This is a genomic window from Flavobacterium humi (assembly GCF_004745595.1).
GTDB lineage: Bacteria > Bacteroidota > Bacteroidia > Flavobacteriales > Flavobacteriaceae > Flavobacterium > Flavobacterium humi.
In genome coordinates, this window is record NZ_SRLH01000003.1 from 255,367 (window position 1) to 271,690 (window position 16,324).

The 16,324-nt window shown below is 41.7% G+C and carries 12 protein-coding genes; 6 read left to right on the top strand and 6 right to left on the bottom strand.

Annotated features, from left to right (window positions below):
- The first annotated feature begins 343 nt into the window (after positions 1 to 343).
- The 3 genes from E4635_RS06475 to E4635_RS06485 are packed head-to-tail and all read left to right on the top strand — an operon-like array spanning position 344 to position 5,155.
- Entirely contained in the window at positions 344 to 3,145 is a 2,802-nt protein-coding gene (locus tag E4635_RS06475) for a carboxypeptidase-like regulatory domain-containing protein (RefSeq protein ID WP_135525814.1), read from the top strand.
- Between the two features lie 11 nt (positions 3,146 to 3,156).
- Complete coding sequence (locus tag E4635_RS06480) at positions 3,157 to 3,771, top strand: choice-of-anchor J domain-containing protein (protein ID WP_135525815.1); 615 nt, start codon at positions 3,157 to 3,159, stop codon at positions 3,769 to 3,771.
- Positions 3,772 to 3,784: 13 nt separating this feature from the next.
- On the top strand, positions 3,785 to 5,155 hold the full coding sequence (locus E4635_RS06485) for a DUF5689 domain-containing protein (RefSeq protein ID WP_135525816.1): 1,371 nt from the start codon (positions 3,785 to 3,787) through the stop codon (positions 5,153 to 5,155).
- 301 nt (positions 5,156 to 5,456) lie between these two features.
- Here E4635_RS06485 and E4635_RS06490 read toward each other — a convergent pair whose 3' ends face one another.
- Both E4635_RS06490 and E4635_RS06495 read right to left on the bottom strand, forming a co-directional pair.
- Positions 5,457 to 6,158 carry a hypothetical protein gene (locus E4635_RS06490; protein ID WP_135525817.1) on the bottom strand — a complete coding sequence of 234 codons (702 nt, stop codon included), beginning with the start codon at positions 6,156 to 6,158 and terminating at the stop codon, positions 5,457 to 5,459.
- Positions 6,159 to 6,324: 166 nt separating this feature from the next.
- Positions 6,325 to 7,269, bottom strand: a complete 945-nt coding sequence (locus tag E4635_RS06495) for an L-threonine 3-dehydrogenase (RefSeq protein WP_135525818.1) — start codon at positions 7,267 to 7,269, stop codon at positions 6,325 to 6,327.
- 135 nt (positions 7,270 to 7,404) lie between these two features.
- Between E4635_RS06495 and E4635_RS06500 the strand changes: the two genes are divergently transcribed.
- Together E4635_RS06500 and mfd are read left to right on the top strand one after the other, a co-directional pair.
- On the top strand, positions 7,405 to 8,025 hold the full coding sequence (locus tag E4635_RS06500; RefSeq protein ID WP_211518739.1) for a hypothetical protein: 621 nt from the start codon (positions 7,405 to 7,407) through the stop codon (positions 8,023 to 8,025).
- 52 nt (positions 8,026 to 8,077) lie between these two features.
- Complete coding sequence (gene mfd, locus E4635_RS06505; RefSeq protein WP_246020720.1) at positions 8,078 to 11,386, top strand: transcription-repair coupling factor; 3,309 nt, start codon at positions 8,078 to 8,080, stop codon at positions 11,384 to 11,386.
- On the opposite strand, the gene E4635_RS06510 is transcribed toward mfd, so the two are convergent.
- The 4 genes from E4635_RS06510 to E4635_RS06525 form a co-directional block, all read right to left on the bottom strand.
- Positions 11,383 to 11,976, bottom strand: coding sequence for a DUF6624 domain-containing protein (locus tag E4635_RS06510; protein WP_135525820.1), 594 nt, complete (start codon positions 11,974 to 11,976; stop codon positions 11,383 to 11,385). The genes mfd and E4635_RS06510 overlap by 4 nt on opposite strands.
- Positions 11,977 to 11,982: 6 nt before the next feature.
- The gene (locus E4635_RS06515; protein ID WP_135525821.1) at positions 11,983 to 12,642 is read right to left on the bottom strand and encodes an aspartate kinase; all 660 of its coding nucleotides are present in this window, start codon (positions 12,640 to 12,642) and stop codon (positions 11,983 to 11,985) included.
- A 73-nt stretch (positions 12,643 to 12,715) separates the two neighbouring features.
- Complete coding sequence (locus E4635_RS06520) at positions 12,716 to 13,075, bottom strand: YraN family protein (RefSeq protein WP_135525822.1); 360 nt, start codon at positions 13,073 to 13,075, stop codon at positions 12,716 to 12,718.
- 1 nt (position 13,076) lies between these two features.
- A complete protein-coding gene (locus E4635_RS06525) occupies positions 13,077 to 13,979 on the bottom strand; it encodes a S66 peptidase family protein (protein WP_246020712.1) in 903 nt (300 codons plus the stop codon).
- Positions 13,980 to 14,259: 280 nt separating this feature from the next.
- Here E4635_RS06525 and metG point away from each other — a divergent pair, with 280 nt between their 5' ends.
- Entirely contained in the window at positions 14,260 to 16,320 is a 2,061-nt protein-coding gene (gene metG / locus E4635_RS06530) for a methionine--tRNA ligase (RefSeq protein ID WP_135525824.1), read from the top strand.
- Positions 16,321 to 16,324 lie beyond the last annotated feature (4 nt).

A 16,324-nucleotide genomic window follows, 5' to 3' on the forward strand; every position in this document is an offset into this window, starting at 1 on the left:
TATAATTAATTAAACCAAGAGCCGAATAACTTTTGGGGCTACAAATGTAAAATAATATTACATACAGCCTAATCTTAATCCGTTAAGAAATATTTATTTAGATGAAAAACCAAACAATCCACACGATTATTCTTACATATTTTTTCCTTCGATCTAATTTTAGTAGCCTCATAATCAATACAAACCCTCTCGAAGTAGCCAAATTTGGGCGGCAAACGTAAATTTATCAACAAGTTTGACATAAGTTTTATGCTAAATAGCTGAAATGTCATTTAATCTTGTAAATTTGTCGCCCCAATTAAATTTAAAAAAACGAAAAAGGGATTTAACTTTATTTTAATTTATGAAAAAACTTGTTATTAGTACATTATTTGTATTACAGGCTTTTTTAGCTTTTGCTCAGCAACCGACAGGGATTACCGGTAGAGTTGTAGACGCCAAGACTCAAAAGCCATTACAAAATGTCGTTGCTTCTATTCTAAACACGAATTTCACGCAGCTTACAGATGCTAGAGGTGTATTTCTGTTCACTGAAGTGGCAAAAGGCAGTCAGTTATTGCAAATTAAGAGTGTTGGTTACAAAGATCAAATGCTTCCGGTTGAGATCTTTACCGGCCAGATGATCGATTTAGGCGTTTTGGCCCTTGAAGAAGACCAATCATCCGAGCAGCAATTAAGTTTGATTACCATTACTGAAAATGATTTAGGTGATGACAACAGTGGTTCGGAAAGTACTTCAGGCCTATTGCAGGCTTCTAGGGATTCGTTCCAGCAAGCAGCAGCTTTCAACTGGGGCCAGGCACGTTTCAGGATCCGTGGATTGGATAATGAATACGGAACGACCATGATAAATGGTGTTACAATGAACAAGATTTATGACGGAAGACCGCAATGGAGTAACTGGGGTGGTTTAAATGACGCTACTCGTAACCAGGAATTTACAATGGGTTCTTCTCCTTCAGATTATACATTTGGTGGAATTTTGGGAACTCAGGAAATCAATACAAGAGCTTCCATATACAGACCAGGTTCGAGGATTTCATTCTCAGGTACAAATACGAATTACAACTGGAGAGTTATGGGAACCCATGCTTCAGGAATGAATAAAGACGGTTGGGCTTTTGTAATTTCAGCGGGAAGACGTTGGGCAAAAGAAGCTTATTTTGAAGGTACAGATTACAGCGCCAATTCACTTTTTGCAAGTGTCGAGAAAAAAATAAATGACCACCACTCGTTAAACTTTACTTCTATTTACGCGCAAAACAGCCGTGGTAAAAGTTCTCCGAACACTGACGAGGTAACACGGATTGCCGGTGTAAAATACAATTCATACTGGGGATGGCAAGATGGCAAGAAAAGGAATTCACGTGATAAAGATGTGGAAGAGCCTATCTTGATGCTGGGCCACTATTGGAAAATAAACGATAAGACGAACTTGAATACTAATGTAATGTATCAGACGGGTCAAATCGGGAACAGCCGTATAGATTACCAAGGTGCCCGTAACCCGGACCCTACATATTATGGAAATCTACCAAGTTATTATACTTCCAGATATAATATTGACGATTATTCAGACTGGCAGGGAGATACCCCGGAAAACATTGCCTTAGCAAATGATGCGAAGTTTTTAACGAACAGACAACTGGACTGGGATTTTCTTTACAAAACAAACAGCGAAACCCACGACGGGAACAGTGTTTACATTTTATACGAAGACCGTACAGATGACAAATTATGGACTGCCAATACAGTATTGAACTCTCAGCTTGCAGACAACATCACTATGAACGGTGGTGCTACTTTCAAAAAGTTGAAATCACACAATTTCCAGAATTTATTGGATCTTTTAGGAGGTAAATATTTCGAAGATTACGATAATTTCCAAGACGGTTCAGAACAACAGTCTGACTTGAACTTCCCAAAGAGGAATGTGGTTGAAGGCGATACTTTCGGGTACAACTACAACTTGCTTGCCACTACTTTTGATGCGTTCACACAATTCAAATTCACGTACAAAAAAGCTGATTTCTATTTGGCACAAACATTTGCCCGTAACGAATACCAAAGAGAAGGTTTATACAAAAACGGAATCTACCCAACCAATTCTTTCGGTAAAGGAGACAAGCATATCTACGAAAACTTCGGTTTCAAAGGAGGCTTGACTTACAAATTGACAGGAAGGCATTTATTGACATTCAACGGGGCTTATATGACTAAAGCACCTGCTTTGCGAAATGTATTCCCGAATGCCCGTTTAAACAACAATGCCCTTGAATTGGACAGCGAAAACGTAACTAGCCTTGATGCAAGTTATATCGTAAGAGCGCCAAAATTGAAAACAAGGCTAACAGCTTACTATTCTAATGTTAAGCATGCTACTGAAACTTCTTTCTTCTTCGGTGAAGGTATTTTTGACGATGAGACTAGTGATGGTGGTGATGCTTTCGTAGCTGAAACTGTTACAAATATCGAAAAACAAAACATCGGAGCGGAATTAGGTATCGAATACCAGCTTACAACAACAATCAAATTGACTGCGAATGCTGCTTACGGCGAGCATACATACAACAACAACCCGAACGTTTCCTTAAACAATGACAACCTTGCTTCACCAACAAACACTAACCCTGTTGTTGATTTCGGTACGGCAAAATTAAAAGGATACAGACAATCAGGAGGTCCTCAAACGGCGGCTTCTTTCGGGATAGAGTACAGAGACCCACACTTCTGGTGGATTGGTGCCAATGGAAATTACCTGGCAGACAACTACATGGATGTTTCTGCTTTGTTAAGAACAGACAACTTCTTCAAAAATCCTATGGATGCTAACGGTGATCCTTTCCCTGAAGCTACACAAGAAAGAGCTTCTGAGCTTTTAAAACAACAGAAATTCGACGAATTCTACCTGGTAAACCTAACTGGAGGTAAATCATGGAAGGTTGGAAACCAAACATTTGGTATCTTTGCTTCTATAAACAATGTTTTGGATACCAAATACAAAACAGGTGGTTTCGAACAAGCAAGAAATGCGAATTTCAGAGAGTTAAACCAAGACGTTTCAAGCGGTACACCTGCTTTTGGCCCGAAATATTTCTACGGAAACGGAAGAACGTACTTTGTTAACTTATACATTAATTTCTAAAAAATATTGTTATGAAAACATCTAGAATAATACTTATGGTAGGGATGATGGTTTCCGGTTTGGTTTTTAACAGTTGCTCTCCAGAAGATGATATCAAAACTCCGGAATTAAAGCCATTAATCGTAAACGAAGATTTTGCAAGAGGGTTTGTAGACAATACAACACTTGGTGTCCCAGGCTGGATCAATATAGCCGAAACAGGAACAGCAAAATACAAATACCAGGAATACCAGCACAATGCATATGCTGAATTTACTTCTTACCAGTCCGGTGAATTGGTAAATGTAGGCTGGTTGATTTCTCCTCAAATTGATTTAGACAAGCAGGAAGGTGAAAAACTGACTTTCGAGGCTTCTCAAAGTTATGTTTCTTCTGCATCTAACTCTCTTGAAGCGTTGATCTCTACGGATTTTGACGGTACCAATGTAACTACGGCAACATGGCAGCATTTAAACGCAACTTTGCCTACTACATCAAGCGCTTATTTTGCATGGATCAAATCAGGTGTAATTGATTTATCAGGTTATACAGGAAAAGCATATATCGCTTTTAAAGTGAAAGGATCTGGTACAAATACAGCTCTTGACGGAGGCTATCAAATTGATAATGTAAAAGTTTTTAACTAAACGACCCCAATTTATGAAAAATATATTTTTAAAATCCGCGCTGTTATTTTCAGTAATTGCCGGTATTTTTACAAGTTGTGTAAATGATGACCAGTATGATAGTCCTGAAATCGTATTTTCTGCTGATCTTACACCAACAAAAACAGTAAAACAAATTAATGACGGTGCAACTGCTGCCGTAGTTCAGTATGCCGGCGATGATATCATTGAAGCCTATGTAACTTCAAGCGATGAAAAAGGAAACTTTTACAAATCCGTTTCATTCCAGACCATCCCAACAGACGCCACAGCTCCTATCGGGTTCAGTGTGCCTATCGATGACAATACTCTTTATGGAGAAGGATTTTCACCAGGAAGAAAAGTGTATATCAAACTAAAAGGATTGTATGTTGCCAAAGTATACGGTTCCCTGCAAATCGGTTCATTATTTGAAGGAACCATCGGAAGGATCCCGGTAAACGTATGGAGAAACCATTTGTTCCCATCAGCTACCAAAGTAAGCGAAGATTCTTTTGTAAGACCAATGACTATGGCGGCCGCTTTTACAGATGCCAACCAAAACACTTTGGTTGAATTGGATCCGGTACAATTCGGAGAAGGTTCCCTAGGCAGGACTTATTATGATGTAGATTCAGGCGGTGGTTCAACCAATCATTCCGTAATTGCTACAACAGGCGGTGCAAGCCAGGTCATCCGTTTTAGCAGCTTTGCTCCTTTCTCAGGAAACATGGTACCTTCCGGAAGCGGTAAAATCAGAGGGGTTATTACAAAATACCAAACTACTTTCCAGTTTATGGTACGTTATGAAAGTGACATTAACCTAACTGGCCCAAGAGCTGATTTATTTGCACCAATCGGAGGTTCTGCCCTTGTGTATACAGGTGCTTTTTCAGAGCCTTTCACTTCTTACACAACATCAAACCAGCAGGTATTCCCTAAATACATCAACGATGCAGCTGTAGGAAGCAGGTACTGGCAGGTAAAAACATTCAGTGGGAACAAATACATCCAGATGTCTTCTTTCGGAGGAACACCTGAAGCGAACAGATCTTTGTTCATCGTTCCTGTAGACATGACCGCAGCCAATAACTTCTCCTTCAAAACAGAAGCAGGTTTTGACAATGGCCCATGCCTAAAAGTATATTATTCCATGAACTACGTTCCGGGATCTAATATCAACAATGCTACTTTAGTAGATATTACCTCTAACTTTGTTATTCCTGCAGGACCGGCAAGTGCTTATGCAACCAGCTTTACAAGCAGCGGTGTATATCCAATCCCGTCTTCACTAACAGGAAACGGTTACTTTATTTTCGAATACAAAGGAAATGGTAACGGTGGTGTAACCACTACTATGCAAATTGATGACATCACAGTAAACTAAATAGTGTTATCTTCATAAAAGAAGCCCTCTTGTACCAACAGGAGGGCTTTTTCTTTTAGATGTCTTATCGTTTTTGCACAGCCTTGTGTAGTGTTTGCACAGCCTTATGTATCGTTTGCACAGCCTCATGTATCGTTTGCATAGCCTCATGTATCATTTGCACAGCCTTATGTATCGTTTGCACAGCCTCATGTATCGTTTGCATAGCCTCATGTATCATTTGCATAGCCTCATGTATCGTTTGCATAGCCTCGTGTACCGTTTGCACAGGCACTATCCTAAACCATCCTGACCCAAGGTTTTAAATAACAAGCCCCTTTATCATCCTATATTCGGTAGATCCCATGCCATACTGCGCCTTCACGCCATCTTTCACCCGGATGGCCATCTGCGAAAAATGATCGTAACTATCCATCCTGTTGTCATTCATTTGCTTGAGTTGCGAAAAAGCCGCCATCACCTGATTGTTTGCCGCTTCCGCCTGAGCATGCAATCCTTTAAGGCTCTGCACAGATAGCAACCCGTTCGAAGGATTGTAATTAGTGCCAAAATGGTTCAGGCTGGCAATTAAATCCGAAAAATACTGAACCGTCGCCGCAAACGACCGGTGCGACTGGCTTACGCTTTCCTCCTCGGCAGAAGTTTTGGCCTTCGGCTCTGCCCCTCTTATTTTGGCAATGATTGCCCCGACATCCGTAGCTTCCTTCGCATCCCTGCCATAACCGGCTTTTACGGTCGCATTGATATGCGTGAGCACTTTCCTTATTGAGAAAAGGTTTTTCTCGAACAACAGCCTCCTTGCTTCCACCGAAAGCGAATACTGTTGCTTTTTAGAAGCGACCGCTTCGTTTTCATCCTTGATCTGGTTGATAAATATTCGTAGTGATTCAATACTGAATTCCGGCCTTTGCGGCAGATAGTTTACAAAAGATTCCAAAGCAGTGACTAATTTTTCGGCATTTCCGATGCGGGGCCCCAACCCTCTTTCTGAAATTGATTTCATGGTTTTTATTTTTTTTAAAAGGTTAAAATTAATTAATCCCTTTCAACTTTTAACAAAAATCATAAAAAAATTCCTACAAATATTTTAGTTTGTTTTTCCATAAAAAAAAGCTGTAACCAAACGCTACAGCTTTTATCTCAGGAAAAAGATCCTTTATTTTTGAATATTATTTCTTGGAAAGGTTCTCCAGCATTACCGAAGTCATCTTTTCCATATCGAAATCATTCTTCCAGCCCCAATCCTCTCTTGCCACAGTATCATCAATGCTTGCCGGCCAGCTGTCCGCAATCTTCTGACGGAAATCCGGAGCATAATCAATGGTAAATTCCGGGATATGCTTTTGGATGGATGCTGCAATTTCCTTCGGTGTAAAACTAATCGCCGATAAATTGTAGGAACTGCGCACTTTGATCTTTTCGGCCGGAGCCTGCATGATGCTAACCGTTGCTTTGATGGCATCGTCCATGTACATCATTGGCAACGCGGTATTTTCAGAAAGGAAACAGGTAAATTTCTTGTCCTCAAGTGCTTTGTAATAAATATCAACCGCATAATCCGTAGTTCCTCCGCCCGGTGGCGATGTCCAGGAAATAAGCCCCGGATAACGGATGCTCCTCACATCCACACCATACTGTTTGTTATAATATTCGCACCATCTCTCCCCAGACTGCTTACTGATCCCATACACGGTAGAAGGTTCCATAACCGTATATTGCGGTGTATTTTCCCGAGGCGTTGTCGGCCCGAAAACCGCGATGCTCGATGGCCAGAATATTTTTTTAATCTTCCCTGCTTTGGCCAGGTTCAACACATGGAAAAGCGAGTTCATATTCAAATCCCAGGCAAAAGCCGGGTTTTTTTCTGCCGTAGCCGAAAGCAAAGCCGCCATCAGGTATACATCAGTAATATGGTATTTTTCGATCAGGTTCTCGATCTGGTTGTAATCCAAAGCGTTTACCACTTCAAAAATCCCGTCGTTTACCACATCGTTATCCAGTTTCCTGATGTCGGAAGCAATAACATTGTCCGTACCGTAAACAGCTCTTAATTTTTGGGTCAATTCGGTACCAATTTGTCCGCAAGCCCCTATTATCAATATTTTTGTGCTCATCTTATGTAAATGTTGTTGCACAAAGATACTCTTTTCACAAATTAAATAACCGACAAATTCTTAAGAACTTTAACACTTTTGATTCTGTAAAAAAACAAAATAGTACTTTTGCGGTATTCTCAATCGGATTACATCATGAAATATACCATCACCCTTTGCCTCTTGATTGCTTTGCTGTTCCCGGCCTGTAAAGACGACAGCAAAATACACGAAATAGAAATTACCAAAGCACTCAAGGAAAAAGAACTGGCTTTTAATACCATCAACAAAACCTGGAATTTTGGACCAAGAAACCTCAGCCCGGAAGCACAGTCCATGTTAGGCAATTGGATGGAATGGCGTTTGTTCATTTCCGAACTGAATCAAAAACCCAAAGGGACCATTGGCGCTTTCCAGCGAAAAGTAAGCGTGTTGGTAAAACAGGCCGAAGCGATGAATACTTCCATCCCTCAAAGAATCGACAAACCACAGATCAAAAGCAGGATGATGGCTTTGGTCACCAAAATAAAGAGTTTGGACACCTTTATCAACCTTGACAGGATCCCGGAGAAAAAAATCGTGGGCATCATTACCGACCTCAATACGGAAGTGTATGCTTTTCAGGACCAGATAGAAGAAATTGTCCGCAGGAGCCATATCCAGAGGGAAGAAGGCGAACAGGAGATGCTGAATTCCATTAACGGAATGGCCAGCCCGTCACAACCGGCACAGCAAACCGCGCCAGAAGAACAAAAAGAGGAAGGAATACTAAAATAATTTTCCATTGAGCACCGAAATCATCCGCAATACATACGGCCGGCAGGCAAAAGTGGGCACCATAGCCCAAGCCATCCACGGAGACAACAAAATCCATGTAAAAGGCCTCACGGGCTCTTCTTTGTCTTTTGTTGTGGATGCCCTTTTCCAAAAAAGTGAGCATTCCTTCCTGATTTTGTGCAACGAAAAGGAAGAAGCGGCCTATATCCTAAATGACCTGGAACAGCTAACAGGCAACAAGGATGTGCTGTTTTACCCGAGCTCTTACCGCAGGCCTTATCAGATAGAAGAAACCGAAAACGCGAATGTACTGCTGCGCTCGGAAGTCCTCAACCGGATCAATTCCCGCAAAAAACCCGCCATTATCGTTTCGTATCCGGAAGCCCTTTTCGAAAAGGTGGTGACCAAAAAGGAACTCGAGAAAAATACCCTGAAAATTTCCGTAGGAGAACAGGTTTCCATTGATTTTATTAACGAAGTACTCTTTGAATACGAATTCAAGCGTGTCGATTTCATTACCGAACCCGGCGAATTTTCGGTCCGTGGCGGTATCCTGGACGTGTTTTCGTATTCGAATGACAATCCGTACCGAATTGAGTTTTTCGGGAACGAAGTTGACAGCATCCGGACCTTTGATGTGGCGACACAACTTTCGGTTGAGAAAAAACAGAAAATCACAATCATTCCAAATTTCGAAAATAAAATACTACAGGAAAACAGGGAAAGCTTCCTGGATTATATCCATCCGCGGACAACGCTTTTCATCCAAAATACAGATTTGCTCGCCTCCAACCTAGACAAATTATTTGGCAAAGCGGAAGAAACCTTCGATAAATTATCCAAAGACATCAAACATGCTTCTCCTTCGCAATTATTCCTGAACCAAAAAGAATTCCTCAAGCAGGCATTGGATTTTGCAGTGGTTGAATTGTCTTCAAAACCTACCTTCAAGATTTCTGAAAGCTTTGAATTCCATACCCAGCCGCAGCCGTCCTTCAATAAACAGTTCGATTTGCTGCTGAACAACCTTAAGAGCAACCAGGAACATCATTATAAAAATTACCTGTGCTGTTCCAACGAGCAGCAGGCCAAGCGTTTCCATGACATTTTTGAAAGCCTGGACGAGCAAAACCACGAAAACCTGACCAAACAATACGAAACTATTGTATTGCCGCTCTTTCAGGGTTTTATAGACGAAGAAAACCAGATTGCCTGTTATACCGACCATCAGATTTTTGAACGCTACCATAAATTCAGCATCAAAAACGGCTATTCGAAAAAACAGACCATTACACTCAAAGAGCTCAATTCGCTCATTGTAGGCGATTATGTGACTCATATTGACCACGGAATAGGAAAGTTCGGCGGATTACAGAAAATACAGGTCGAAGGCAAAACCCAGGAAGCTATAAAACTGGTGTATGCCGATAACGATATTGTATATGTGAGCATCCATTCACTTCATAAAATTTCGAAATACAACGGAAAAGACGGCGCGCCACCTAAAATTTACAAACTGGGCTCCGGCGCCTGGAAGGCCTTAAAACAAAAAACAAAAGCAAGAGTCAAACATATTGCTTTCAATTTGATTCAATTGTATGCCAAACGCCGTTTGGACAAAGGTTTCGCTTTTGCCCCAGACAGTTATTTGCAGCTTGAACTCGAAAGTTCCTTTATTTACGAAGATACTCCGGACCAGTTAAAATCAACACAGGAAGTCAAAGCCGATATGGAAAGTGACCGCCCTATGGACCGCCTGGTTTGTGGCGATGTTGGTTTCGGTAAAACCGAAGTGGCTATCCGGGCGGCTTTTAAAGCGGTAGATAACGGGAAACAGGTGGCTGTTTTGGTTCCTACGACCATTTTGGCTTACCAGCATTACCGGACTTTTAAGGAGCGGCTTAAAGACATGCCTGTAAATGTCGGGTATGTAAACCGTTTCCGTTCGGCCAAACAAAAAGCGGAAACCTTAAAAGATTTGGAATCCGGAAGACTCGATATCCTGATCGGGACGCATCAATTGGTGAATAAAAATGTCGTTTTTAAAGATTTAGGATTACTGATAGTCGATGAAGAGCAAAAGTTCGGCGTAAACGTAAAAGACAAACTGAAAACCATCACACAAAATGTCGATACCCTGACATTGACCGCAACCCCAATCCCAAGGACATTGCAGTTTTCGTTGATGGCCGCCAGGGATTTATCGGTCATTACCACACCGCCGCCCAATCGTTATCCAATCGAGACACATGTTATCGGATTTAACGAGGAATTGATCCGCGATGCTGTTTCCTTTGAAATAGAACGTGGCGGACAGGTATTCTTTATCAACAACCGCATCGAAAATATCAAGGAAATTGCCGGAATGCTGCAGCGATTGGTTCCCAATGCCAAAATTGGTGTCGGCCACGGGCAGATGGATGGCAAAAAACTCGAAGAGCTGATGCTTTCCTTTATGGAAGGGGAATTTGATGTATTGGTCGCAACGACAATTATCGAAAGTGGGCTGGATGTCCCGAACGCCAATACGATTTTCATCAATAATGCCAATAATTTCGGATTGTCGGACCTGCACCAGATGCGCGGCCGTGTAGGACGAAGCAATAAAAAGGCTTTTTGCTATTTTATCACGCCTCCTTATTCCGCCATGACGGACGATGCCCGCAAACGCATACAGGCCCTTGAACAATTCAGCGAACTCGGCAGCGGTTTTAATATCGCCATGAAAGATCTGGAGATACGTGGTGCGGGAGATCTTTTAGGTGGTGAACAAAGTGGTTTTATCAATGAAATTGGTTTTGAAACCTATCAGAAAATCATGAACGAAGCTATTGAAGAGCTTAAGGAAAATGAATTCAAAGAGTTGTATGCCGAAGAAGATACCGGTGAAGAAAAAGAATATGTAAAAGACCTCCAGATCGATTCTGATTTCGAGTTGCTTTTCCCGGACGATTACATTAACAGCGTAACCGAAAGGCTTGCTTTGTACAATTCGCTGGCCCTTATCAAGGATGAAGAAGGCCTGCAGCAATATGAAAATGAGCTGACGGACCGTTTTGGCGCTTTACCGAAACAGGCTACTGCCCTGCTCAACAGTTTGCGGATCAAATGGATTGCTTCGAAACTGGGCATCGAAAAACTCGTCCTCAAACAAGGAAAAATGGTTTGTTATTTCATTTCCGACCAACAAAGCAATTATTACCAGTCCAACCGTTTCCACCAGGTATTGCAATTTGTACAGAGACAGCCGCAACTGTGCAGGATGAAAGAAAAGGAAACCAAGAACGGCTTGCGCTTGTTATTGACTTTTGAAAATGTGAAATCGGTTAAAAGAGCTTTGGAATTGATCGGGATGATTTAATAAATGCTCAACAGGAATTTATAGTATTCGTCAAGGGTGTTTAAACCCATTTCCTTTCTAAATTCATTCACTTTTTCCGGGTTTTGAAGTTCCGGAAGAGGCATTGGCTTGCCGGATTCCCATCCCACCTGGGTTCCATAGCGCTGTTTTTTGTTGGTGTTTTTCATCACCCTATCGTACAAAAAAGCATAGTTTCTCAGCAATACTTTGCCCGATTTCAGGCCTTTTTCCATAGTTTTTAAAACCTGTTGCTGAAACGCCGGATCATGATCGGAATGTTGTACCACTGTCCAGAAATTAATCGAAGCTTTTTCTCCATTAACCGTCACCCATGGAAAGGAATAGTCTTGAAAATATTTTTTAACCACCTCTGTGTTTTCCTTAAAAATCCGGTCAACTTCCAAATCCATGGAATCCGTGTATGCTTTTCCTTCAGACTTGATTCTAGCCATATCGAATTTTAGCGCTTTCTGTTCTTTGTTAAACCTTATTTGCAGATCTTCCTTCATTGTTTCAGTATAGGCTCTTTCCGAAGCTTTGCAGGAAAACAGCAAAAGGCTCAATAAAACGATAACGGATATTTTTTCCATAGGATTTTACAAATGTTTTAAATCTTTAATCACTTTAAAAGCTACATCCACAACATCGTCACTAACCAAAATCGTAAATTCGTTTGAGGTGGAAATCACTTCATTGATAATGATTCCTTCCCAGGCCAGCCGTTGGAAAATAAAGTAATAGATTCCCGGTATAACGACATTTTCTTTTGGCAATTTGACCGTTATCGAGGCGAGGTTTTGTAATTTCTGAATTAGTTTTTCCTGCGAAAAATGCTTGTCTACCAAATGGCCCACGCTTTCACTTACGACGATATTGGTTTCATTCACACCGCGCGAAGACGTATAAAATATATCCGAATGCATGTTGATATCGGAAATCAGGTCCGCCTGCTTGTTGAGGATCGTATCGGAAATCAGGAAAGTGTAATCCGTCAGGGAAGAACGCACAGTAATTTCGCCAATATTCTTTAAGACCTTGGTGATCTTATGGTTTACTTTAAAATCCAAATCTTCCGAAAGCCTTTTCAGCGCCATAATGATAGCGCCTTGTTTGACATCTTTCCCTAACTCATGCTCCAATTCTTCAGTCATAATCCTGGCCAAAGAAGTCAAATTAATAATCCCCTGCGAAAGCGCGTTGAGTAAAAACGGTTTGGTTTTGATGTAGTTTTCAACTACGGATGAGATTGTTTTCATTTTTTCACTTAAAATCTGTTGCAAAGATAAATTTAAAACAATTTGTTACAAATAAAACAACAGTTGTTTTTTGCTAAAAATGATAAAAAGCGTCTTCTAAGTGCTCAATAATGAAATCTTTACCGTTTTTGTGTACCGAAATGATATCGAAACGAACCTCAAAATCCAAATTATTTTCCGTCACATATTGATCCATGGCCTTGACCAGGAGTTTGATTTTTTTGGGATTGACAAAATCCTGCGGATTCCCAAAATCGAGCGAAGACCGGGTTTTTACCTCAACCACGGCAAGAATGTCCGCTTTTTGGGCAATGATATCGATTTCGGCTTTCTGGAAAACAAAATTCGTTTGCAGGATATCATAGCCGGCTCGCTGCAGGAAACCCACAGCCAGTTCTTCTCCTAGTTTCCCAAGTTCGTTGTGGTCTGCCATGCTACTGCTGGAAAGTGACTTTGCTGCAATTTGGGCTCACATCAATGGAAACCTGCGACCCGAAAATCATGGCCCGGTTGTCCTGGATATGCCCTGCCGGGAAATTATAAATGACCGGGATATTGTATTTTTTGGTCACGTCATCCACAATCTGGAGCGCGTCCTTTCCCCAAGGAATGTCATTGTCTTTCATTTTGGTCATCGAACCCAATACGATTCCTTTGATACTTTCCAGGCAGCCATTGCGTTTGAGGTTCATCATCATGCGGTCTATGTGGTAAAGGTATTCGTCCAGGTCTTCGATAAACAAAATCTTATCATGGCAGTCAATGGCTGAAGAAGAACCCAGCAAACTGTAAAGGATTGACAAATTCCCGCCTACCAGTTCACCAGAAGCCTTGCCGAACCGGTTCATGGCATGTGGTTCTATTTCGTATTCCAGCCTTTCATTCCCAAACAATGAAATCTTCAGGGTTTCTTTTGCCTGCACTGATGCTTTCCCAACACTAATGGGCATGATCCCGTGGATGGATTTGTAACCCATCGTATTTAAATGACTGTGCAAAACCGTCACATCGCTAAACCCTATAATCCATTTCGGGTTTTGTTTGAATTTTGTAAAATCGAGTAAATCGATCATCCTTACCGTTCCGTAACCGCCCCGCACACACCAGATGGCCTTGATATTCGGGTTATCCATCTGCTCTTGAAAATCTTGGGCACGCTGCTGGTCTGTTCCGGCAAGCTGGTTCAGGTCAAGCCCGATCGTACTGCCTATTTTCACCTCAAGCCCCCATGATTTAAGCAGGTCGATAGCCGGTTTCAGATTGTCGTCGATATTTTTTCTGGCGGTAGATACAATAGCGACAGTATCCCCTTTTTTAAGATTTGGAGGTGTGATCATGTTTTTTTGAGCTTGGATGTTCGAAAATGTAAATAGTAAAAATAAAATACCAATCGTTTTTTTCATTTGGAATCTGGATTCGATAAACAAATGTATTAAAGTTATTTTTATGAGCCGACTGATACCGCTTATTTTGTAATTTACAGCAAATTTCATAGCCCCGATAGCAGTGAAAATCCTTTTTTGAGGCTTTTCGCCGAAAAAAAGATTGCAACGGATAGCGGGAATAGCTCCAAATCAAAATTCTATTGCTTATTTTTGCATTCAATTAAAATGAATTATGTTACAAGATCCAAAAAGATATACGATTACTGCTGCTTTGCCTTATACGAACGGCCCGATCCATATTGGCCACCTGGCCGGTGTGTATGTTCCTTCCGATATTTATGCCCGTTACCTTCGCCTACAGGGCAAAGATGTGGCGTTTATGTGCGGAAGCGACGAGCATGGGGTGGCTATTTCGATGAAAGCCAAAAAAGAAGGCATCACGCCACAGCAGGTTATTGACAAATACGATGGCATCATCCGCCAATCGTTCCTGGACTTTGGGATTTCTTTTGACAATTATTCGAGGACTTCAGCAAAAATACACCACGATACGGCTTCTGAATTCTTTAAAAAACTATACAATAACGGTGATTTTATTGAAGAAATAACCGAACAATTATATGATGCAAAAGCAGACCAATTTTTAGCAGACCGTTTTGTAACCGGTACCTGTCCAAAATGTGAAAATCCAGAAGCTTACGGTGATCAATGCGAGCGTTGCGGCTCTACTTTAAATGCTACGGATTTAATCAATCCCAAATCGACCATTACAGGAGAAACTCCTATTTTGAAAGAAACCAAACACTGGTTTTTACCTTTAGACCGCTATCAGGATTTCTTAACGGACTGGATTTTGACCGGCCATGCCAAAGATTGGAAAGCGAATGTGCTGGGGCAGGTAAAATCATGGCTGGACGACGGTTTGAAACCCCGTGCGGTAACCCGTGACCTTGATTGGGGCATTGACGTCCCGGTAGAAGGTGCCGAAGGGAAGAAACTATATGTGTGGTTCGATGCCCCAATTGGGTATATTTCTGCAACCAAAGAATGGGCGGCCCGCGAAGGGAAAGAATGGGAACCGTACTGGAAAGACCAGGACACAAAACTGGTTCATTTTATCGGAAAAGACAATATTGTTTTCCATTGCATCATCTTTCCGGCCATGCTTAAAGCCGAAGGAAGCTATATACTGCCCGACAATGTCCCGGCAAATGAATTCCTGAATTTGGAAGGCAATAAACTTTCCACCTCCAAAAACTGGGCGGTCTGGCTGCACGAATATTTATTGGATTTCCCTGAAAAACAGGATGTTTTGCGTTATGCGTTAACGGCCAATGCTCCTGAAACCAAAGACAATGACTTTACCTGGAAAGATTTTCAGGCACGGAACAATAACGAACTGGTAGCGGTTTTTGGGAATTTCATCAACCGTGTAGTGGTACTCACCAACAAATATTACGAAGGCGTGGTGCCGCAGCCTAATGCATTTTCAGAAGTAGACCAACAAACCCTGGACGAATTAAAAGCCTACCCGGCCGTAATTGCCAGTTCGGTGGAACGATACCGTTTTAGGGAAGCCTTGGGCGAATTGATGAACGTAGCCCGTTTAGGAAACAAATACCTGGCTGACGAAGAACCATGGAAAATCGTAAAGGAAAACCCGGAAAGGGTACAGACTCAAATGTATGTCGCCTTGCAGATAGCAGCAGCTTTGAGTGTTTTGGCAGAACCTTTTTTACCTTTCACGGCCGCAAAGCTGAAACGCATCCTCAAATCTGACGGCCAGTTTGGCTGGAACGGGATTGCTGCTTCTTCAGACCTGATCCCTTCGGGGCATACCATTGGTGAAGCGGAATTGCTCTTTGCCAAAATCGAAGACGAAGAAATCCAAAAGCAAATAAACAAACTTGAAGCCACAAAAGAGGCGAATAAAGCAGAAAACAAAGTGATCGAACCACAAAAAGAAACTTCAACATTTGAAGATTTCGCTAAAATAGATTTGCGTGTAGGAACCATTATCGAAGCCGAGAAAATGCCCAAAGCCAACAAACTGCTAGTATTGAAGGTAGACACAGGCATTGATGTCCGTACGATTGTTTCAGGAATCGCCGAGCATTTTACACCGGAAGAAGTAATCGGGAAACGCGTAACAGTATTGGCCAACCTGGCGCCAAGAGCCCTGCGTGGTGTAGAAAGCGAAGGAATGCTATTACTGACCAATACCGCCGAAGGCAAACTGGTATTTGTCAATCCGGATACTGACGGTGTAGAAAACGGGGCGATAATTGGTTAAAACC

Excerpts from the sequence above, each read along its gene's own strand:
- E4635_RS06475 (WP_135525814.1), top strand. The coding sequence starts at position 344 with ATGAAAAAACTTGTTATTAGTACATTATTTGTATTACAGGCTTTTTTA.
- E4635_RS06480 (WP_135525815.1), top strand. The coding sequence starts at position 3,157 with ATGAAAACATCTAGAATAATACTTATGGTAGGGATGATGGTTTCCGGT.
- E4635_RS06485 (WP_135525816.1), top strand. The coding sequence starts at position 3,785 with ATGAAAAATATATTTTTAAAATCCGCGCTGTTATTTTCAGTAATTGCC.
- E4635_RS06490 (WP_135525817.1), bottom strand. The coding sequence starts at position 6,158 with ATGAAATCAATTTCAGAAAGAGGGTTGGGGCCCCGCATCGGAAATGCC.
- E4635_RS06495 (WP_135525818.1), bottom strand. The coding sequence starts at position 7,269 with ATGAGCACAAAAATATTGATAATAGGGGCTTGCGGACAAATTGGTACC.
- E4635_RS06500 (WP_211518739.1), top strand. The coding sequence starts at position 7,405 with ATGAAATATACCATCACCCTTTGCCTCTTGATTGCTTTGCTGTTCCCG.
- E4635_RS06510 (WP_135525820.1), bottom strand. The coding sequence starts at position 11,976 with ATGGAAAAAATATCCGTTATCGTTTTATTGAGCCTTTTGCTGTTTTCC.
- E4635_RS06515 (WP_135525821.1), bottom strand. The coding sequence starts at position 12,642 with ATGAAAACAATCTCATCCGTAGTTGAAAACTACATCAAAACCAAACCG.
- E4635_RS06520 (WP_135525822.1), bottom strand. The coding sequence starts at position 13,075 with ATGGCAGACCACAACGAACTTGGGAAACTAGGAGAAGAACTGGCTGTG.
- E4635_RS06525 (WP_246020712.1), bottom strand. The coding sequence starts at position 13,979 with ATGATCACACCTCCAAATCTTAAAAAAGGGGATACTGTCGCTATTGTA.
- metG (WP_135525824.1), top strand. The coding sequence starts at position 14,260 with ATGTTACAAGATCCAAAAAGATATACGATTACTGCTGCTTTGCCTTAT.